15 protein-coding genes are annotated in these 19,911 nt (G+C 61.5%); 11 read left to right on the top strand and 4 right to left on the bottom strand.

The features are described 5' to 3' along the window. Positions 1-336 precede the first annotated feature (336 nt). On the bottom strand, positions 337-1,020 hold the full coding sequence (gene fhuF, locus HU767_RS04815; RefSeq protein ID WP_186728656.1) for a siderophore-iron reductase FhuF: 684 nt from the start codon (positions 1,018-1,020) through the stop codon (positions 337-339). Between the two features lie 199 nt (positions 1,021-1,219). Between fhuF and HU767_RS04820 the strand changes: the two genes are divergently transcribed. From HU767_RS04820 to HU767_RS04835, 4 genes are all read left to right on the top strand, one after another. Beyond that, on the top strand, positions 1,220-2,923 hold the full coding sequence (locus tag HU767_RS04820) for an ABC transporter ATP-binding protein/permease (protein WP_186728657.1): 1,704 nt from the start codon (positions 1,220-1,222) through the stop codon (positions 2,921-2,923). A 424-nt stretch (positions 2,924-3,347) separates the two neighbouring features. Then, positions 3,348-5,210 carry an ATP-binding protein gene (locus HU767_RS04825; RefSeq protein ID WP_186704818.1) on the top strand — a complete coding sequence of 621 codons (1,863 nt, stop codon included), beginning with the start codon at positions 3,348-3,350 and terminating at the stop codon, positions 5,208-5,210. Between the two features lie 91 nt (positions 5,211-5,301). Continuing rightward, complete coding sequence (locus tag HU767_RS04830; protein ID WP_186728658.1) at positions 5,302-6,534, top strand: porin; 1,233 nt, start codon at positions 5,302-5,304, stop codon at positions 6,532-6,534. Between the two features lie 11 nt (positions 6,535-6,545). Then, complete coding sequence (locus HU767_RS04835) at positions 6,546-6,983, top strand: phosphate ABC transporter substrate-binding protein (protein WP_186728659.1); 438 nt, start codon at positions 6,546-6,548, stop codon at positions 6,981-6,983. A gap of 182 nt (positions 6,984-7,165) precedes the next feature. On the opposite strand, the gene HU767_RS04840 is transcribed toward HU767_RS04835, so the two are convergent. After that, the gene (locus HU767_RS04840; protein ID WP_202894651.1) at positions 7,166-9,538 is read right to left on the bottom strand and encodes an EAL domain-containing protein; all 2,373 of its coding nucleotides are present in this window, start codon (positions 9,536-9,538) and stop codon (positions 7,166-7,168) included. 299 nt (positions 9,539-9,837) lie between these two features. Here HU767_RS04840 and HU767_RS04845 point away from each other — a divergent pair, with 299 nt between their 5' ends. Then, positions 9,838-10,848, top strand: coding sequence for a response regulator (locus HU767_RS04845; RefSeq protein ID WP_186704815.1), 1,011 nt, complete (start codon positions 9,838-9,840; stop codon positions 10,846-10,848). A 3-nt stretch (positions 10,849-10,851) separates the two neighbouring features. Then, the gene (locus HU767_RS04850) at positions 10,852-11,805 is read left to right on the top strand and encodes a sensor domain-containing diguanylate cyclase (RefSeq protein ID WP_186704814.1); all 954 of its coding nucleotides are present in this window, start codon (positions 10,852-10,854) and stop codon (positions 11,803-11,805) included. A gap of 385 nt (positions 11,806-12,190) precedes the next feature. Here the strand turns inward: HU767_RS04850 and HU767_RS04855 are convergent, their stop codons facing one another. Together HU767_RS04855 and treA are read right to left on the bottom strand one after the other, a co-directional pair. Beyond that, positions 12,191-12,337 carry a trehalase family glycosidase gene (locus HU767_RS04855; RefSeq protein ID WP_186728660.1) on the bottom strand — a complete coding sequence of 49 codons (147 nt, stop codon included), beginning with the start codon at positions 12,335-12,337 and terminating at the stop codon, positions 12,191-12,193. Positions 12,338-12,681: 344 nt separating this feature from the next. Continuing rightward, positions 12,682-14,310, bottom strand: a complete 1,629-nt coding sequence (gene treA, locus HU767_RS04860; RefSeq protein WP_186728661.1) for an alpha,alpha-trehalase TreA — start codon at positions 14,308-14,310, stop codon at positions 12,682-12,684. Between the two features lie 300 nt (positions 14,311-14,610). Between treA and HU767_RS04865 the strand changes: the two genes are divergently transcribed. From HU767_RS04865 to HU767_RS04885, 5 genes are all read left to right on the top strand, one after another. Beyond that, complete coding sequence (locus HU767_RS04865) at positions 14,611-15,621, top strand: zinc-binding alcohol dehydrogenase family protein (protein WP_186728662.1); 1,011 nt, start codon at positions 14,611-14,613, stop codon at positions 15,619-15,621. Positions 15,622-15,638: 17 nt separating this feature from the next. Further along, positions 15,639-17,165 carry an altronate dehydratase family protein gene (locus HU767_RS04870; protein ID WP_186728663.1) on the top strand — a complete coding sequence of 509 codons (1,527 nt, stop codon included), beginning with the start codon at positions 15,639-15,641 and terminating at the stop codon, positions 17,163-17,165. A 163-nt stretch (positions 17,166-17,328) separates the two neighbouring features. Beyond that, positions 17,329-18,042 (top strand): FadR/GntR family transcriptional regulator, encoded by a 714-nt coding sequence (locus tag HU767_RS04875; protein WP_186728727.1) that lies wholly within the window; start codon positions 17,329-17,331, stop codon positions 18,040-18,042. Positions 18,043-18,969: 927 nt separating this feature from the next. After that, the gene (locus tag HU767_RS04880; protein ID WP_186704810.1) at positions 18,970-19,488 is read left to right on the top strand and encodes a cysteine hydrolase family protein; all 519 of its coding nucleotides are present in this window, start codon (positions 18,970-18,972) and stop codon (positions 19,486-19,488) included. Between the two features lie 62 nt (positions 19,489-19,550). After that, positions 19,551-19,871, top strand: a complete 321-nt coding sequence (locus HU767_RS04885) for an isochorismate lyase (protein WP_186728664.1) — start codon at positions 19,551-19,553, stop codon at positions 19,869-19,871. Positions 19,872-19,911 lie beyond the last annotated feature (40 nt).

Consider the following 19,911-nt stretch of genomic DNA (forward strand, 5'->3'; position numbering starts at 1 on the left):
GGTGGGTCAGTTTGCGGTGATGTTGGATGTGCCGGCCTCATCGCGAGCAAGCCCGCTCCCACAGGGGTCCTGTGTCGGACATGAATTTTGTTGTTCAACCGCAGATCCAGTGTGGGAGCGAGCCTGCTCGCGAAAGCGGTGGCTCAGTTTGCGGTGATGTTGGATGTGCCGGCCTCATCGCGAGCAAGCCCGCTCCCACAGGGGTCCTGTGTCGGACATGAATTTTGTGTTCACCACAGATCCAGTGTGGGAGCGAGCCTGCTCGCGATAGCGGTGGCTCAGCCACATGGAATGCCGGCAAGTACCCCGAAGGCTGTTCAAAACCTGCGCTCATTCCTACTCATAGATGTAATGCAGGTAGCTCACCTGCTCCGCCACCGGCAGGCGGTGCAGCTTGGGGCAGGATTCGCAGAGCACGGGCGGCTGGCCTTCGACCGGCTCGTGCAGTTGGTAATGCAGGCAGCAATGCCGGCGCAAGGGCAAGCTGGGGCAAATCTGCGGCGCCGGTGACTCGACCATGCGTTGCAGACCCCGCAGCTTCAAGCGGCCATTGTTCACCGTGACGGGCTCCAGCCACTGGTGCGCCTCGGCGAAACCATCCCTGGACAGCTCCGGGTCCATCCTGGCGAAGGCGCCGTCCCAGATGGCGACGAAGTTACCCCACAATATCTTCGGGGCCAGGCCACCGGCGGCGGCCAATGTGCCGAACAGTGGCGCCAGGTGCTCATGGACCAACCTCGACCAGTAAGCCGCCCGGTCATCCGCGGCCAAGTCCGACAGCCCCGCAGCCAGGCCCAGCGCCGCCGGTTGGCCGTCGTCGTGCCACAGCAGCGCGTCCTCGCCCCAGAACTCGATGGCGCAGTGACGCGTCAGCACACAGGCCAGGGTGGCGGGCAAGACAATGCTCATGTAGTTCATCGACCACTGCGACACCACGGCGGCACGGTTCACCCCCGGGTAACGCAGGGCGAATCGGGTCAGCAAGGGTTGCAGCACGGCAGGATCGGCAAGCTGGCTCAACGCGACGGAAGGCTGATCGCCAGGTGCCTGCCGGATGACCCGCTGTATCGGCGGCCAGGCCTGGTTAAGCCATTCTGGAAATTCGATAACGGGGCTCCCGTGGCTTTCCCTAATTAATGCAAACGATTAGCATTGGCTGATCCTATCCTCCCTCCCCTGCAAACTCAACGTCGTTAGCGACCAGGCTCATCAAGACTCCATGCACACACTCCGCAACTTCTGGCGTCTCGCGCGGCCTTTCTGGGCTTCCGAGGAAAAGTACCCGGCCCTGTGGCTACTGTTGGCCACCGTGCTGATGACCCTGTGCCTGGTCGGTGTCAACATCCTCACCAACTTCTGGAACCTGCATTTCTATAACGCCTTGCAAGCCTTGGATTACCACGGCTTCCTGATCGGCAGCCTGCAATTCATCCTGCTGCAGATCGGCACGGCGGCCTTTACCGTGGGCGCGTTTCACTTTCAGCAAAAGCTGACCATCCGCTGGCGGCGCTGGGCGACCCGCAACATGCTCGATCAGTGGCTGGGCAGCCAGCGCTACCAGAAGCTGAAATTGACCGAAACCGATGTCGACAACCCCGACCAGCGGATCGCCGAAGACATCGACCTGTTCATCGTCAAGTCACTCAAGTTGAGCCTGGGCCTGTTGACGTCGGTGGTGTCGCTGTTTTCCTTCCTGCATATCCTCTGGCAAGCCTCCAGCCTCGTCAGCGTGCCATTCAACGATCAGTCGTTCGTCATTCCGGGGCTGCTGGTGTGGATCGCCCTGGTGTATGCGTTCCTGGGCACCGGCCTGGCCTTTTGGCTGGGCCGCGCCCTGCCCAGCCTCAATTTCATGCAACAGCGGCGTGAAGCGGACTTTCGTTTCTCGCTCATCCGCCTGCGGGAGAACGCTGACTCGGTGGCGCAATACCGCGGCGAAGTCGTGGAGAACGAACGCTTCAACCGTCGCCTGGACGCGGCGCTGGAAAACTTCTGGGCGCTGGTGAAGAAACAGAAGCTGATCATGGGCTACTCGACCTTCTATTTGCGCAGCGCGACGGTCATCCCGATGTTCATCATGGCGCCACAGTTCTTCGCCGGCGCCTTTCCCCTCGGCCGCCTGACGCAGATAAGCGCGGCCTTCGGCGAAGTGCACGCGGCCATCGCCTACCTGGTGAGCGTGTTCCCTGAACTGTCGGAATGGAAATCGGTGATCGACCGCTTGGTCGGCTTCCAGGAGCGCCTGGATAACGTCGAGGTCAAGTCCCAGGTCAGGCACGAACAGCAGGCCAGCGGTCTTGATATCAAGGACCTGGACATCTGGCTGCCCAATGGCCGGCCGTTGTTCAAAGGTTTCAACCTGTCACTCAAACCCGGCGACAGCCTGATGATCAGCGCGCCGTCCGGCTACGGCAAATCGACGCTGATCCGCACGATCACCGGGCTGTGGCATCACGCTCGCGGCTCGAGTAGCTATGACCGCGAGCGCGCCCTGACCCTGTCGCAAAAACCCTACTTGCCGCTGGGCAGCCTGCGCGAAGCGCTCTGGTACCCCAACCCGCCCCGTCGCGACGAGGATGCCGCGCTACGCCAGGTCATGGAGCAAGTCGGCCTGCAAGACCTGGCCGATCAATTGGAAGAGGAGCGGGACTGGGCACAGACCCTCAGCATCGGCGAACAGCAACGCTGCGCGTTCGTCAGGGCCCTGCTGGCCCGGCCCACGGTGCTGTTCCTCGACGAAAGCAGTTCGGCGCTGGACGCGGCAAACGAAGCGCGTTGCTATCAGCTGCTCAGGCAGACACTGCCGGACACGATCTTGATCAGCGTCGGGCACAGCGCTTCCCTGGAGCACTTCCATTGGCACGTCCTGGAGCTGAAGGACGAGGCGCAGTGGGTGCATCGCAAGGTCAAGCAAGCGGTGTGAACCCGCATCCTGTGCCTATGAAATAGAGCATGGGAAAGATAGATCTGTGGCGAGGGAGCTTGCTCCCGCTCGGCTGCGCAGCAGTCGCAAAAGCGGTGTCTGCGGTGTGCCTGGCGAAACGGTGTGGCTGATTTGGGGCCGCTGCGCGGCCCAGCGGGAGCAAGCTCCCTCGCCACAGGATGCACTTGGGCCACAGGGTTCAATTCACAATGTGCCCTCTTCCCGCGCAATCAGATCCCTGAAAAAGCGCAAATGACCTGCCCGACACTCCATCCCTCTTCGCATAATTGGCATGCAGAGTTTGTGGTCTATAGTCAGACACATCCAGGCTCTTTCGCTCGGGCCTTCAGGAGCAACACCCCTTCGAGCCGTAACCGTGTCGGATGCTCACCAGCCTTCGGTCGGACAATGCAGGGAGCAAGCCATGCCGATCCAGCGGCCCGAGACACTGAGGTTGGCCCCTGGCACCGCTCATTGTGCAGAAGCCGATGGCGGTACCGAAGCCAGCACGCTTCGGCGTTTCTTCGACCAGGCCAAGGAAGCCTACATCCTGTTCCCGCTGCTGGCCGCCCTGCTGTTGCTGATTGTCTGGAGCGCCACCCTCTACCTGATCAAGGTTGAACATCTTCGCGCGCAGCAGAGCGCCGCGACGGCCAGCCTGGAGATGGGTGCTACCTACGAAGCGCAAATGTTGCGCGCCATCCATGAAATCGATCAGACCCTCAAGCTGGTCAAATACACCTTTGAGACCGAGGACGAGCCCAATCCCCTGCGCCGCCTCCAAGAACGGGCCTTGTTGCCGCCGGCCTTGGTGTTCGATGTCAGTGTGGTCAATCCGGACGGCCGGTTCGTGGCGAGCACGCGGGTCAACGACCGGGAAAACATCGCTGACCCGGATGAACAGCAAACGCTGCGGCACAGCGATTCGTTGTCCATCAGCCATCCATGGAAAAGCCCAATCACTGGCGAATGGCGCTTGCGCTTCAGCCGGCGACTCGATGCCGCGGATGGCAGGCTTTCCGGAATCGCCAGGGTCGAAGTGGATGCTGCCTATTTCGTCAGCAGCTACGACGCCTCGAAACTCGGCGACCAGGGTGCGCTCGGGCTGCTGGGTACGGACGGCATCTTTCGCGTACGGCGCACCGGGGAAACGCTATCGGCCGGCGATGCGGTCAATTACACGGCGGTGGTGCCGGACGCTGAAAACACCGAGGCGAAGCTCTCGATCAACGGTTGGGACGGCGTGCGGCGCTACACCAGTGCCCGCCAGCTCTACGATTTTCCGCTGGCGGTGATCGTCGGGTTGTCCGAAGAAGAACAGCTGGCCGCGGTGAACCAGCAAGCGCGTACCTATCTGTGGCGTGCCACGGGCGGCAGCCTGGTGCTGGTATTGCTGGTGGGCCTGCTCGCCCGGATGAGCTGGCAGCTGGCGCAAAGCCGCTTGCGCGCCGCCGAAGCCCAGGTCCAACTGGCCGCGGCCGCACGCCAGGCCGGCATGGCCGAAATCGCCACCAATGTGCTGCATAACGTCGGCAACGTGCTTAACAGCGTGAATATCTCCGCCGACCTGGTCACCCGCAAACTGCGCACCAGCAAGGCCTTGGGGCTTGGCAAGGCGGTGCAAATGATGAACGAGCACGCTGAAGACCTCGGCGACTTCATCTCCCACGACGACAAAGGCAAGCTGTTGCCCGGCTACCTGAACCAGTTGGTGGACGCACTGGCGATCGAGCAACAGAGCATGACCGAAGAACTCGGCCAACTGAGCAAAAGCGTCGACCACATCAAGGAAATCGTCGCCGCCCAGCAATCCTATGCAGGTCCATCCAGCCTCGCCGAAACCGTGCAGGTCAAAGAACTGATCGAGGATGCCCTGCGCATGAACGCCGGCATCATCGCGGCGCATCGGATCACCGTGGTGAGAAACCTGGCCGATACGCCCTTGCTGCAACTGGACAAGCACCGGGTGCTGCTGATCCTGATCAACCTGATAAAAAACGCCAGCAGGGCGATGGGTGACCGGTTGGAGCCGGCCCCTCAAATCATCCTTCAGAGCGAGATTCCCCAAGACGACACCCTGGTCATCAAAGTCATCGACAACGGCGAAGGCATCGTGCCCGAGAATCTGACGCGGATCTTTGCCCACGGCTTTACCACACGCAAGGATGGCCATGGCTTTGGCCTGCACAGTTGCGTCCTGGCGGCCATGGAGATGGGCGGTTCGCTGGAGGCCCATAGCGATGGGCCGGGAACAGGGGCGACCTTTACGCTCAAATTGGCCATCTAGACTAGGCTTCGGTGGGTAATGGCGCGCAGTTTCAGCCGACGTACAAGGAACAGACGAATGGCGATCCACGCAACGAGGTCACCTTGAGCCCATGGTGAAAAGACCCAATACCTTGGCCTTGGTCGTCGTGACGCTGTATGCCGGCGGCGCCAGTGCCGACGCTACCGAGATGTTCTCGCTGAGCAGTTTCGGCACGGTGGGGATCGTCCATTCCAGCGAGAAAAAAGCCGACTTCACGTCCAGCATCTTCAAGCCCAACGGCGCCGGGCATTCGCGCAACTGGAGCGCCGATGTCGACAGCCTGATAGGCGCCCAACTGACCGCCACCTTCACCCCGCAGCTTTCGGCCGTGGTGCAGGTCATTTCCGAGCAGCGCTACGACAACAGCTACCGGCCCTTCGTCGAGTGGGCCAACATCAAGTACCAATTCACGCCGGATTTCAACGCACGCATTGGCCGTACTGTGTTGCCGACCTTCCTGGTGTCCGACACCCGTAAAGTGGGCTATACCCTGCCCTGGGTACGCGCGCCCATGGAGGTCTACAGCCTGATGCCGATCTCCAGCAGCGACGGCATCGATGGCAGCTACCGGTTTCATGTCGATGCGATCATCAATACCGTGCAGGCTCACTACGGCCAGACCGACAGCCGGCAGCCCGACGGGGCCGGCAAGGCACTGACGAGAAACTTCTGGGGAATCACCAATACCACCGAGTTCGACGTGCTCACCACGCGCATCACCTACATGAAAGCCGACCTGACCCTGGAGCAGTTCAATTCACTCTTCGATACGTTCAGGGCGTTCGGTCCAGAAGGCATCGCCATCGCCGATCGCTACGACTCCGATGACACCCCCGTCGAATTTCTCGGCGTGGGCGCCAGCTACGATCCGGGCGACTGGTTCGTCATGAGTGAATGGGGGCGTCTCGACAGCCGCTCCGGCCTGGGCCGCACCAGTGCCTGGTACATCAGCGGCGGGTACCGCATCGAAGCGTTCACGCCTTACGTCACCTACGCACGCTCCCGGACCGAAACCGAAGTTTCCAGCCCGGGCCTGACGATAGCGGCGTTGCCACCCGCCTTGGCGGGCACGGCCGCCGAGCTCAACGGTGCGCTCAACAGCGTCCTGGGCTCGAACGAAGGCCAGCAGACCCTTTCCCTGGGCGTGCGCTGGGATTTCACCAGGAACATGGATGCCAAAGTGCAATTCGATCACACGCGTTTCAAGGGCAACTCGGTCGGTCCGTTGATCAATCCCCAACCGGACTTCACATCGGGGGGCTCGCTCAACGTCATCAGCCTGGCTGTGGATTTTGTCTTCTGATGGAGCAGGCCATGTGGGTTGTGAGATTCATCGGATTCGCTGTGGCGGGACTCGCCCTGGGCGCCGCCAGCGCTGCCGTCAAGGCCGACGTGGTGGTGGTCGTCGCCACGTCCAGCCCGGTGAAGACACTCGCGCGCAATCAGGTGGCGGATATTTTCCTGGGCAAGGCCAGTCGTTTTCCCGGTGGTGGCCAGGCGATTCCCATTGACCAGACAGAAGACTCCCCGACCCGCGATGAGTTCTACACAACGATCACCAGCAAGTCCGCAGCCCAGCTCAAGGCGCACTGGTCAAAAATCATCTTCACCGGCAGGGGCCAGCCGCCACTGGCGGTTTCAAGCGCCACGGAAGTCAAGAAACGTATTGCCGAGAACCCCGACACCATCGGCTATATCGACGCGCGGGAGCTGGATGACAGCGTCAGGGCACTGCCGCTCGACGCGCAATGACTAGGTAACCCACTCACTTAAGGCAGCAGATGAATCTGTGGCGAGGGGATTTATCCCCGCTGGGCTGCGCAGCGGCCCTAAAATCTGAAGCTCCAGTTTACTTGGTGGATTGAGTCGTCAGTGTTGGGGCTGCTTCGCAGCCCAGCGGGGATAAATCCCCTCGCCACAATGAGTATGAGCCCTTACGGATCGAGGTTTGGATCAGTTGCCTGGGCCTGCAGCAATAACTTGAACTGATCGGCGGGAATCGGCCTGTTGAAGTAGAAACCCTGGAACTCATCGCACGCATTGTCCCGCAGGAAATCGGCCTGTTCCTTGGTTTCCACGCCCTGGGCCACCACGGTCAGGCTGAGGGTGCGGCCCATCGCGATGATGGCCTCGGTCAGGGCTTTGTCTTCCGACACGCTGCTGGTGTCGCAGATACACGAGCGGTCGATCTTGATGACATCCAACGGAAACTGTTCGAGGGCAGAGAGCGACGAATAGCCGATACCGAAATCATCGATGGCGATACGGACCTGCAGGCGCTTGAGCCCGGTCAACACACTCAGCGCCCTCTTGACGTCCTGCATGAGCAGGCGCTCGGCGATTTCCAGTTCCAGCAGGCGCGCATCCATACCGGTTTCGGCCAATATCTCGGCCAAATCCGCCAGCAGGTCCTCATCGGCAAACTGCCGTGCCGTGAGGTTCACGGCGACGCCCAGGTGCGGCAGGCCTTGTCGTTGCCAGGCGACGTTTTGCTGGCAGGCGGTCTTGAGCACCCACTTGCCGATCGGCACGATCAAACCGGTCTCTTCCGCAATGGGGATGAACTGCATGGGCGCCACGATCCCCAGGTCGGGATGATTCCAGCGCAGCAGCGCTTCCATGCCGGTGATCTGGCCACTGCGAATGTCCCGCTTGGCCTGGTAATGCAGCTGGAACTCCTGGCGCTCCAGCGCGTGGCGCAGGCTCAGCTCCAGGGTCAGCCGTTCCAGGGAATCGGCGTTCAGTTTCGCGGAGTAGAACTGGAAGTTGTTCTTGCCACGTTGCTTGGCCTGGTACATCGCGATATCGGCGTTTTTCGTGAGGGTCTGCTCGTCCAGGCCATCCTGTGGAAACACGCTGATCCCGACGCTGGCAGTCACCCGAAACTCCTGGCCCTGAAGGTTGAAAGGCCGGGCAATCGCACCAAGGACTTTCTGCGCGGCGCTTGCCACGTCGTTGTCCTGCGACAGCTCCGGCAGCAGGATCACGAATTCGTCGCCGCCCAACCGGGCCACCGTATCGCTGCCGCGCAGACACGCCTCGAGGCGCTGCGCCACCTCCATGAGCAGTTGATCGCCGGCATCGTGCCCCAGCGTGTCATTGACTTGCTTGAAACGGTCGAGGTCAAGGAACAACACGGCCAATTGCCGATCGTAACGGTCGGCCTCACGGATGCTCTGGCTCAACAACTTGCTGAACAGGCTGCGATTGGGCAAAGCCGTGAGGCCGTCGTGATAGGCCAGGTACTCGACACTTTCCGCGTAGGCAATTTTCGCTTCGCCCGCACGCAAGCGGCTTTGCGCCAGTTGCCAGCTCATCCGCGCGAGAAGTCCCGCCAACAACACCAGTAGCAGGCTGGCGCCCGCCGCGCGCCAGAGATAGCGCTGCGCCTGCCGGGTCACCGCAGCCAGTTGTTCTTCCTCGGACAAACCGACGATCACCGCCAGCGGAAAGTCGTAGAGCTGGCGGGCACTGGTATAGCGCCGCACACCGTCCCATGGGTTGATCGCGCGTATGGCCTCGGTGTTTTCCGTATCCGGCACCACGCTGGCGTAATCGATCGGGTCACCGGCCGAGATCGTTTCCCCGCTGCGCCGTGCCCGGAAGATACCGTCGATGCCCAGCAGGCCGAGCAAGCCGTGGTCGCCCAGTTTCGAGGGGTCATAACTGCTGACGAAATAGGCCGCGTCGACCTCGATCATGGCGATCCCGGCGAACCCGCCGTTCCCTTCATCGAGCCGCCGACTGAAACGCAATGTCCACTCCCCCGTCGCCGGGCTTTTCCGCGGGCGGCCAATCGACAGCGCCGTGTCCGGCCCTGGTGTTTGCAGCGCGTCCTTGGCCATCCTGCTTCCGGCCTCGCTCGGCTGGGTACTGGCCACGACCCGGCCACTGGCATCGACAACGCTGACGTCAAACAAGTAGGGAGAAGGCAGCAAGCCGCGTGCCTTGAGCTTGGGCAACGGGTTGGGCTCCCGCTCGGACTCGTAGGTGTACTTGACCAGCTTGAGGGTCTGGTCGATTTCACGCACCGCCCGCAGGATCTGCGCTTCGTAGGTGGCGCCGATTTCCAGGCTCGCTTCGGCAATTCCCTGCTGCGCACGAGCGTGTTCGACCTTGATGAGGTACAGGGTGCCGGCCCAGATGAGCAACAGCAGCAGGACCGCCAGCAACGGGAACAGGATATAGGCTTCCCTGGCCTGGTCGAAACCGCGCCGAAACAGATTGTTCGTCACATCGGCCTGGGCGTTTTCTCGATGGACGACACTCGGGGCCGACGTCATGACACTCGCCCGTTGGATCGCCATGGTGTGCTCCCTGCATTGTTCCCACTGACGGACTGCGGGTCACCGACCGCCTGCTGAAAACTATAGACCACAAACCGCGCCTGCCACGCCCAATCGCGCGCCGACCGTGGCTTTGCCCAGGATTCGATGACGAAGTGCAGTTGACGTCCCTGACTTATTGGTCCAGTTTCAATACAACCGTGTCCAGCGGTGTCTGGTCCTGGACACCACGCTTGATAAACCCGATTCGTTAATCAAAAGGGTCTTTGCAAGCCTATGAATGAAGTACGCAACACCTCCTCTCCAGCCATTGAAATTCGATGGATGTCCTTGTGTCGTTGATCCCTCTGGTGGTGTGTGACGACTCCAACATGGCGCGCAAACAGGTGTTGCGTGCCCTGCCGGCGGACTGGCCGGTTTCGGTCACCGAGGCGGTCAACGGGCGCCAGGCCATGGACGCCATACGCCAAGGCCTGGGCCACGTGGTGTTGCTCGACCTGACCATGCCGGAGATGGATGGCTACCAAGTGTTGAGCGCCTTGCGCGACGAGGGCTTGAAGGCGCAGGTGATCGTGATTTCCGGTGACGTCCAGGATGAGGCGGTGCGCCGCGTGCTGGAGTTGGGCGCCCTGGCGTTCCTGAAAAAACCGTTCGACGAAAACGACCTGCGCCAGACGCTGGCGCGGCTGGGGCTACTGGCCCAACCCGGGCAGGTGCCGCCGCAGAATCGTTCGGCCACGAACGTGGCCATCGGTTTCCACGATGCGTTCCGCGAGACCGTCAACGTGGCCATCGGCCGGGCGGCGGCGCTGATCGCCAAAGTGTTGGGGGTCTTCGTGCAATTGCCGGTGCCGAACGTCAACCTCCTTGAGGTCGGGGAACTGCACATGGCCTTGAACGACGTCGGCAGCTCCCAGCAACTCACCGCCATTTGCCAGGGGTTTATCGGCAGCGGCATCGCCGGCGAAGCCTTGCTGATCTTCCACGATTCGGAAATCGCCGATATCGCGCAATTGATGCAGCGCCAGAGCGCCGACTATTCGGACCTGGAAATGCTCCTGGACCTTTCCAGCGTCCTGATCGGCGCGTGCCTGAGCAGCATTGCCGAACAGATCGACGTGGTGTTTTCCCAGGGCCACCCGCAGATTCTCGGCCAGCACGCCGCCATCGAGGAATTGATCCGGGACAACAGCAAGCACTGGAAAAAGACCCTGGCGGTGGAAATCAGCTACAGCCTGGAGGGGCACGATATTCGTTTCGACCTGTTGCTGCTGTTCACGGAGGACTCCATCGAACGGTTGACCCATAAACTTGCCTACCTGATGAACTGAGCCATGAGCGAATCCATCGATCTGAACGAGTTCCACTGGTTGCTGGCGATCGTTCAGAGCATCGACGTCGGGGTGGTGGTGCTCGACCGCGAGTACCGCGTGCAAGTCTGGAACACCTTCATGGAGAACCGCTCCGGGGTGCAGCCCAAGGACGCCCACAACCAGCATTTTTTCAGCCTGTTCCCTGAAATCGATCGCCAATGGTTCAGCCGCAAGGTGGAAAGCGTCGCGACCCTGGGCACGCCGGCGTTCACGGTCTGGGAGCAGCGTCCGTACCTGATGCGCTTCAAGAGCTACCAGCCGATCACCGGCCAGGAAGCGTTCATGTACCAGAACACCACCCTGTTGCCGTTGCGCTCGCCGGACAACACCATCAAGCACATCTGCCTGGTGATCTATGACGTCACCGACGTCGCCACCAACCGGCATCAGCTCCAAGCCGCCAACGCACAGCTGCAACTCCTGTCCAGCACCGATCGGCTGACGGGGTTGTACAACCGCGGTCATTGGGAAAGCAACCTCAAAGCCGCCTACGCCCGGCACCAGCGCTACGGCAATGCGTTGAGCCTGGTGATGCTCGATATCGATCACTTCAAGCGGGTCAACGACACCTACGGCCACCAGGCGGGCGACAAGGTCATCGAGCATGTCGCCAGGCTGCTGCGCGAGCATGTACGCGAATCCGACGTGGCGGGACGTTATGGTGGTGAAGAGTTCGGCGTGGTGCTTTCAGACACCGACAAGGCCGGCGCACAGATCTTTGCCGAGCGTATGCGCCAGGCCGTCGAAGCGCTGGAGGTGCAGTACAACGACCAGGCCATCCGTTTCACCATCAGCCTGGGCGTGGCCGACCTGAGCCAGCCCGCGAACGACCACGCCGACCTGATCGCCAGGGCGGACCAGGCGCTGTATACCTCGAAGAAGACCGGGCGCAACCGGGTGACGGCGCATGAGTAGCGAGCCCGCAACGGCTCAGTACCCGATCACACCCAGTCCATCCAACACCGGCACTTGTGGCGAGGGAGCTTGCTCCCGCTGGGTTGCGAAGCAACCCCAAATCAGCCACACCGTTTCGCCAGGCACACCGCGCACACCGCTTTTGCGACTGCTGCGCAGCCGAGCGGGAGCAAGCTCCCTCGCCACAAGTACGTCTCGATTCGGGTGAGGGAGATTTGTGCCTCCCCACAGTTTTTTTCCGCGCGATGGTGAGGCTTGAGACACACCCCACATCCCCTGTGGGAGCGAGCTTGCTCGCGAAGACGGCGTGTCAGCAACCTTCAATGTGGCTGCCCCCCCCCTTTCGCGAGCAAGCCCGCTCCCACAGGGGATGTGTGTGTGGCATTTACTTACCCACCAGGCTTTGAGACGTCTCGCCATACTTGCCCAGCAACTTGAGCGTCACACCGTTGGTCCAGCCGAATCCATCCTGCAATTCATACTCGCCGCCTCCCCCGCCATCGCCGCGACCGGACAGGTCGTATTTTTCCACCAGCCACCGGCACTTGTGGCGAGGGAGCTTGCTCCCGCTGGGTTGCGAAGCAACCCCAAATCAGCCACACCGTTTCGCCAGGCACACCGCGCACACCGCTTTTGCGACTGCTGCGCAGCCGAGCGGGAGCAAGCTCCCTCGCCACAAGTACGTCTCGATTCGGGTGAGGGAGATTTGTGCCTCCCCACAGTTTTTTTCCGCGCGATGGTGAGGCTTGAGACACACCCCACATCCCCTGTGGGAGCGAGCTTGCTCGCGAAGACGGCGTGTCAGCAACCTTCAATGTGGCTGCCCCCCCCCTTTCGCGAGCAAGCCCGCTCCCACAGGGGATGTGTGTGTGGCATTTACTTACCCACCAGGCTTTGAGACGTCTCGCCATACTTGCCCAGCAACTTGAGCGTCACACCGTTGGTCCAGCCGAAACCATCCTGCAATTCATACTCGCCGCCTCCCCCGCCATCGCCGCGACCGGACAGGTCGTATTTTTCCACCAGCTTGTTTTCCTTGCCGTAGAGGTTCTCGACTTGCTGCAAGAAACGACTGCCGATCTGTTGCGCCAGCGCGGTGTGCTGGTAGCGCTCCAGTCCTTCCACCGCGACCCATTGCAGCGGTGCCCAGCCATTGGGTTCGTCCCATTGCTGGCCATTGCTGGCCTGGGTAGTGGCGATACCCCCGGGGCGCAACAGGCCGTCACGCACCGCATCGGCGGTGCGATTGGCATGCTCGACAGCGGCCAGGCCCGTGTACAGCGGGAACAGCGTCGCGGCCGTGAGGCCTTGGCGTTGCTGGTTGCGTTGCCAGTCATAGTCCACGTAGAAGCCTTTGTCGGCATTCCACAAATGCTTCTCGATGGCCCGCTGGCGCAGTTCGGCGCGCCGGCCATAAGCCTGGACACAGGCCATGTTTTGCACCGTCTCGCAGGCTTTGGCGATGGTGTGCTCCAGATGATAGATCAGGCTATTGAGGTCCACGGGCACGATGGCCGTGGTGCGAATGCTCGCCAGGTTCTGGCCGTCGTCCAACCAGCGCGAACTGAAGTCCCAGCCGCTTTCGGCGCCGGCGCGCAGATCACGCCAAACCTCCTCCTTGGGCCGCTCCGGCACCTGTTCGGCGGTGCTGACATCTTGCAACCAGGACTCCTGTCGAGGTGTCGGGCTGGCATCCCAGTAGCGGTTGAGCACACTGCCATCGGCGAGCTTGACCACGTGTCGGGCAGCGTCACCGGGCTTGAGCGCCTGGGCGCCCTCCATCCAATAGGCATACTCCTTCTGCAACTGCGGCAGGTATCGCCCATAGGCCTGGTCACCTTCGATACGCGCCTGCAACTCCACCATGTAGGCAAAGAATGGCGGCTGCGACCGGCTCAGGTAGTAGGTGCGATTGCCGTTGGGGATGTGACCGTAGGTGTCGATCATGTAGGCGAAGTTATCGGTCATCTGGCGGACCAGGGCCTTATCGCCGCTTTGCTCAAGCCCGAGCATGGTGAAATACGAATCCCAGTAGTACATCTCGCGAAAGCGTCCGCCGGGCACCACATACGGCTGCGGCAATGGCAACAAACTGCTATAGGCCGGCACCTGGCTGTAGGAGCGGCTCAGCACCGGCCAGAGGTTGTCGATGTGTTCCTTGATCGGAGCGCCGGGCCTGGGGGCCGGGCTTTCGGCTGCGCCGGACTCGATGAAGTTGTCTTTCACGAAGGCCTTGATATCGAAGCCGTCGCGGCCCCGTTGGGCCAGGTAATCGGCGCGGATCCGGGCCGGATCACGGTTGGGCAATGCGTCCACGAAATGCTTCTGGTCGGTGAATACCTGCCCACGCTGCACCGCTTCAAAAAGCTCGGGGTAGGCCTGGTCGGGGGGGAGATTGGCTCGTCCCTGGGCGTCGGCGTAGCTCCAGGTGGCAGGCGGTTGGCTTGAACAGGCCACGCACATCAGCGCGACGAAGGAGAGGCTGGTGAGGGCAATAGGTCGCATCAGAGGGTCCATCCTGTTTTTCATTCCTGACAAACCAGTGACCTGTCGAAATGGACCTGGGTTCAGTCAATGATGCAATGTCAGACAAGCCCCGCCCCACTGGTCAGTCCAATTTGTTTTTTTATTAATTGGTATTGCCAATATTTTTTTTGGCCTGTAGTTTCGGGCCAAGGTCATTGGTGCAGGTCACCGCTCGCCTACAACAAAAAAGAGCACCCCGGTCCCGGCAGCCGCGCGCTCACAACCCTCCTCCCGCCTGCAGGCAACCCATTGCCTGTGTGCCAGCCAAGGAGCATCGACATGCTGACGATCATCTGTAACGAACCCGGCTCGCTCACCGCCATCGAGCGTGAGCGCCCCCTCAGGAAACCCGGGGAGGTCCTCATCCGGGTCAAGCGCGTCGGGGTCTGCGGCACGGACCTGCACATCTTCACCGGTAACCAACCGTACCTCGAATATCCGCGGGTCATGGGCCACGAGTTCTCCGGGGTCGTGGAAGGTACCGACGAGGCCAGCGGCCTGGCTGTGGGTGACGTCGTCTATGTGATGCCGTACCTGTCCTGCGGGACTTGCATCGCCTGCCGCCAGGGCAAGACCAACTGCTGCACCCAGATCCAGGTGCTGGGGGTCCACTGCGACGGCGCGTTCACCCAATACCTGAGCGTTCCCCACGCGTTCGTTCACAAGGCGGCGGGGATTTCCCTGGACCAGGCCGCGATGATCGAATTCCTCTCGATCGGCGCCCACGCCGTGCGTCGCTCGAACATCCAGGCGCAGAAACACGCCCTGGTGGTCGGTACCGGCCCGATCGGCATGGCGGCGGCGATCTTCGCCAGCCTGCGCGGTGCGAAAGTCACCGTCCTGGATACGCGTGAGGATCGCCTGTCGTTCTGCAGGCAACACCTGAATATCCACGCCGCCGTGCACATCGGAGACGGCGACAAGCTGGCCCTGGCCGATCTGACCGGGGGGGATTTTTTTGACGTGGTCTTCGACGCTACCGGCAATGCACGGGCCATGGAGCGCGGGTTCGAGTTCATCGCCCACGGCGGCACCTACGTGATGATCTCGGTGGTTCGGGACTCGATCACTTTCTCCGACCCTGAATTCCACAAGCGCGAAGCCACGCTGATGGGCAGCCGCAACGCCACCCAGGAAGACTTCCGGTACGTCGAGCAGTGCCTGCGCGACGGCTTGATTCCGGATGCGGCCCTGAACACCCACCGATTGACGCTGGACGACGTGCCCCAATCGTTCGCTACCTTGCTCGACCCCAAGCAAGGTGTCGTCAAGGCAATCATCGAGTGCTAGGAATCGGAGGACGCCCCATGAACCCGCCTAATGCTTTGCTTGTTTTGACACCGGGTGATGATGTCGCGGTGGCCCGAGGCGATATCCTCGAGGGCCAGCCGGTGAGTGCCGACGGCCTCACCCTGATCGCCCGGCAGACGATTCCGTCCGGCCACAAGATCGCCCTGCGTAGGGTGCAGGTCGGCCAGCGGGTGCTCAAGTACGGGCAAACCATCGGCCAGGCCACCCAGGCCATCGAGCCCGGCGATCACGTCCATGTGCACAATCTGGACATGCCCATTGCCACTGCCGAACACAGCGTACGGAATGTTTATGTCCCCACGTCGTTGAGCGACAACCCCGCGACCTTCGAAGGTTACGTCCGCGAGGATGGACGCGTCGGCACGCGCAATTACATCGGGGTCATTTCCAGCGTCAACTGCTCGGCAACCGTCTGCAAGCAGATTGCCAACGCCTTTTCTGCCGAGCGCTTGAGAGACTTCGCCAACGTCGACGGCGTCGTTGCGATCACCCATGGCAGCGGCTGTGGCATGGGTGCCAAGGGCGAAGGCATCGATATTCTCAAGCGAACCTTGCGCGGCTATGCCGATCACGCCAATTTCGCCGGTGTGCTGTTGATCGGCCTGGGTTGCGAGGTCAATCAACTCACCCCGTTGATGAATGAACTGGGGGATCGCCCCGCGGCGCTCAAGGCCAGCCTGGTCATCCAGGACGAAGGCGGCACTCGCGACGCCGTGCGACGTGGCATCGCCCACATTGAAGCGATGCTGCCCCTCATCAACCAATGCCAGCGAACGACCGTTGCCGCCAGCCACTTATGCGTCGGCTTGCAATGCGGCGGCTCGGACGGCTACTCCGGCATCACGGCCAATCCGGCACTCGGCGCGGCCGTGGACTTGCTGGTGCAACAGGGCGGCACGGCGATCCTTTCGGAAACACCGGAAATCTATGGGGCCGAACACTTGCTGACGGCCCGCGCCGCGTCGGCCGACATCGCCGAAAAATTGATGGCGCGGATCCATTGGTGGGAAGCCTACGTCCGCCACAACGACGGTGACATGAACAACAATCCTTCGCCGGGCAACAAGGCCGGGGGCATCACCACCATCCTGGAGAAATCCCTGGGCGCCGTGGCGAAAGCCGGTGCGAGCGGGCTGATGGGCGTCTACCCATACGCTGAAACGATCGATGCCCGTGGCCTGGTGTTCATGGATACACCCGGCTACGACCCGGTGTCGGCGACCGGCCAGGTGGCGGGCGGCGCGAACCTGATCTGCTTCACCACGGGCCGCGGCTCGACCTATGGGTGCAAGCCCACGCCCTCCTTGAAAATCGCCACCAACACCCCGCTGTTCCAGCGCATGGAGCTGGACATGGACTTCAACGCCGGCGGCATCGTCGATGGCCTGGAATCGGTTGCACAAGCGGGCGAGCGGTTGTTCCGACTGATGCTGGCGACCGCGTCCGGGCACCGCACCTGCAGCGAGGAAAATGGCTTGGGCGATAACGAGTTCCTGCCCTGGCAGATCGGTGCGGTGATGTGATTGAGGCCGTCGCTGCACCCTTCTCTGTGGGAGCGGGCTTGCTCGCGAAGGCAGCGGGTCAGCTTGCATCAATGCTGAATGTACCGCCGCTTTCGCGAGCAAGCCCGCTCCCACCTCAGCCGCTATGGTAGCCTTTGCCGACTCTCCGATGGACGCTCACCCCATGGTCTCGCCGATCAACGCCGCCGAACGCAAGCCTTATCAGAAAATCGCCGATCAACTGCGCAGCTACATCGCCCAGGGGGATTTCAAACCAGGTGCTCGGCTTCCTCCCGAGCGTGATTTGACCCAACTGTTGGGAGTCTCCAGGCCGTCGCTTCGCGAGGCCCTGATCGCCCTGGAAATAGACGGCGACATCGAAATCAAGATGGGCTCCGGCGTGTACGTGCGCGCCATCTCCAAGGATGCAAGGCACCCGAGCATGACCTTGGGCGAGAGCCCTTCGGAACTGATGCAGGCGCGGGCGTTGATCGAAGGTGAGTCAGTGATCCTGGCGTGTCTGCATGGCAAGAAAAGTGACTACCGCTATCTGCAGGACTGCATCGACGCCATGCGCGCAAGCATCGCCAGCGGCCTGCCGCCGTTGGAGGATGACCGTAAATTCCATCAGCGCCTGGCCAAGATGAGCGGCAACTCTGCCCTGGTGCGGATCATCACGGCCCTGTTCGATGAACGACACAATCCGATTTCGGCGCACCTGAGCAAGCATGCGGAGAATGCCCTGACATGGGAAGCTGCGGTCATCGAGCATGAAGCGATCCTGCGCGCCGTGGCCCACAAGGATGTACTCGGTGCCCAAACCTCGATGCGCCAGCATCTGAGCCGTTCGGAGAACCGCTGGCTGAAAGCGCTGGAACCAGAAGACTCGGGCGACTAGTCCGGCGGTTTTGGGATCGTGGTTGACGGGTCAAATGCCATCGCGAGCAAGCTCGCTCCCACAGTTGATCGGTGGCGTACCTCGATGTGGCGCCCCCCCAAGTCACCTGTGGGAGCGAGCCTGCTCGCGATGGCGGTGGCTCAGTCGCCCCTCTCTGCAAGCTGAACCACCGCCTTCGCGAGCAGGCTCGCTCCCACAAGGAACTGGTTCACATGAAGTTTGTGTCTGAGCTGAAAATCCAGTGTGGGAGCGAGCCTGCTCGCGAAGGCGGTGGCTAAATAAACCATCCAAGACAGTTGCTCCCACAGGGGAATCGCATTGGCCTGGGACATTCAGCTTTGGCAATCTGCCTGAGAGGCTGAGCGCCTTTTTGATGCTTTGTAGCGGGACCAACGGCGGTCTGAAAATCTCCTGGGAATTTACTTCCCGTGGCGAGGGAGCTTGCTCCCGCTGGGCTGCGCAGCGGCCCCAACCCAGCCACAGTGTTTCGTCAGGCACAGCGCAGCGCCCGGTTTTTTACGACTGCTGCGCAGCCGAGCGGGAGCAAGCTCCCTCGCCACAGGTGTGTTCGGCGTCATCAAGCAACGCATTCTCGAAGGTTTGCTCCCACAGTTGATCGGTGGTACCTCAATGTTGCGACCAGTCCAAGCCACCTGTGGGAGCGAGCCTGCTCGCGATGGCGGCGGCACAGTCGCCACCGCTTTCACAAGCAAGTTCACACCCCCGCTTGCCAAACCCAACGGCGTGCCGATATTGTCAGCACCATGAATCTCCCAAAGATCACCTCGACCACCACGACCACGACCGCCCAGGCGGGTCGTGAGGTGTCGTGAGCGAATAACACACGTATCTCAAAGGCCCGCCAGTCGATGGTAAGGGCCTTTTCTTTTGCCCTTGCGTCGCTGGCCCAAACGCAAGGAAAGCACGATGCACGCACTGTTGATTCTCGATATGCAAGTTGGGTTGTTTCACGGCCCGGATAAACCTTGGGCAGGTGAAGCGCTGCTGGATACGTTAAATGCCCTGTTGACCAAGGCTCACAGCGCCGGTGCCCCTGTCTTCCTGGCTCGCCATGTCGGTCCGCCTGGCTCGCCCATCGAACCGGGAAGTCCACTGACGCAACTGCTGCCGCAATTGCGGTTGGCAGGCAACGAGGTGATCTTCGAAAAAACCCGCCCCAATGCCTTTGCCATGACCGGTTTGGCCGAGCAGTTAAGGGCCTGTGGCGCCGAAGGTGTGGTGATTGCAGGCATGAAAACCCAGTATTGTGTCGACAGCACGTGCCGTGCCGCCCGGGACCTGGGCTTCGATGCCGTGCTGATCGCCAATGGTCACACGTGTGCCGACACGCTGGACGTGAAGGCGCCCGTGATCATTGCCCATCACAACACAACGCTGGCCGGGCCCTTTTGCCGGGTCATCAGCGCCGAGGACTGGGATTTTTAACCCCACATCAGAACATCGGCCCAGGCTGGGCCGATCCTGCTCAAACCAAAGGAGTGATCCACATGGAAGTCTGCAGTCGGCTACAACCCTCGGAATGCATCAACATGGAGGACATCCGAGGCGAAATCGATGCTCTCGATCAGGCCGTCATCAAACTGCTGGGCAAACGTTTTCAATACGTACTCGCGGCCTCGAAGTTCAAGACGTTGGCGACATCGGTACGGGCGCCGGAGCGTTTCAAGGCGATGCTGGCGACACGGCGGGAATGGGCCGAGGCCGAGGGCCTGAGCCCGGATGCCATCGAAAAAATGTACAGCGACCTGGTGAGCCACTTCATTGCCGAAGAAATGAAACACTGGGCGGCTCATCCATCCCGGAACTGATTCTTCAATAACTGAAATGCACACAGCCCCGGTCGGTTCC

The organism is Pseudomonas sp. SWRI179 (assembly GCF_014268705.1).
Classification (GTDB): domain Bacteria; phylum Pseudomonadota; class Gammaproteobacteria; order Pseudomonadales; family Pseudomonadaceae; genus Aquipseudomonas; species Aquipseudomonas zanjanensis.

Coding starts and splice junctions, on each gene's coding strand:
- HU767_RS04880 (WP_186704810.1), top strand. CDS start 18,970: ATGCACGCACTGTTGATTCTCGATATGCAAGTTGGGTTGTTTCACGGC.
- treA (WP_186728661.1), bottom strand. CDS start 14,310: ATGCGACCTATTGCCCTCACCAGCCTCTCCTTCGTCGCGCTGATGTGC.
- HU767_RS04875 (WP_186728727.1), top strand. CDS start 17,329: ATGGTCTCGCCGATCAACGCCGCCGAACGCAAGCCTTATCAGAAAATC.
- HU767_RS04870 (WP_186728663.1), top strand. CDS start 15,639: ATGAACCCGCCTAATGCTTTGCTTGTTTTGACACCGGGTGATGATGTC.
- HU767_RS04845 (WP_186704815.1), top strand. CDS start 9,838: ATGGATGTCCTTGTGTCGTTGATCCCTCTGGTGGTGTGTGACGACTCC.
- HU767_RS04840 (WP_202894651.1), bottom strand. CDS start 9,538: ATGGCGATCCAACGGGCGAGTGTCATGACGTCGGCCCCGAGTGTCGTC.
- HU767_RS04835 (WP_186728659.1), top strand. CDS start 6,546: ATGTGGGTTGTGAGATTCATCGGATTCGCTGTGGCGGGACTCGCCCTG.
- HU767_RS04825 (WP_186704818.1), top strand. CDS start 3,348: ATGCCGATCCAGCGGCCCGAGACACTGAGGTTGGCCCCTGGCACCGCT.
- HU767_RS04850 (WP_186704814.1), top strand. CDS start 10,852: ATGAGCGAATCCATCGATCTGAACGAGTTCCACTGGTTGCTGGCGATC.
- HU767_RS04885 (WP_186728664.1), top strand. CDS start 19,551: ATGGAAGTCTGCAGTCGGCTACAACCCTCGGAATGCATCAACATGGAG.
- HU767_RS04865 (WP_186728662.1), top strand. CDS start 14,611: ATGCTGACGATCATCTGTAACGAACCCGGCTCGCTCACCGCCATCGAG.
- HU767_RS04820 (WP_186728657.1), top strand. CDS start 1,220: ATGCACACACTCCGCAACTTCTGGCGTCTCGCGCGGCCTTTCTGGGCT.
- HU767_RS04830 (WP_186728658.1), top strand. CDS start 5,302: ATGGTGAAAAGACCCAATACCTTGGCCTTGGTCGTCGTGACGCTGTAT.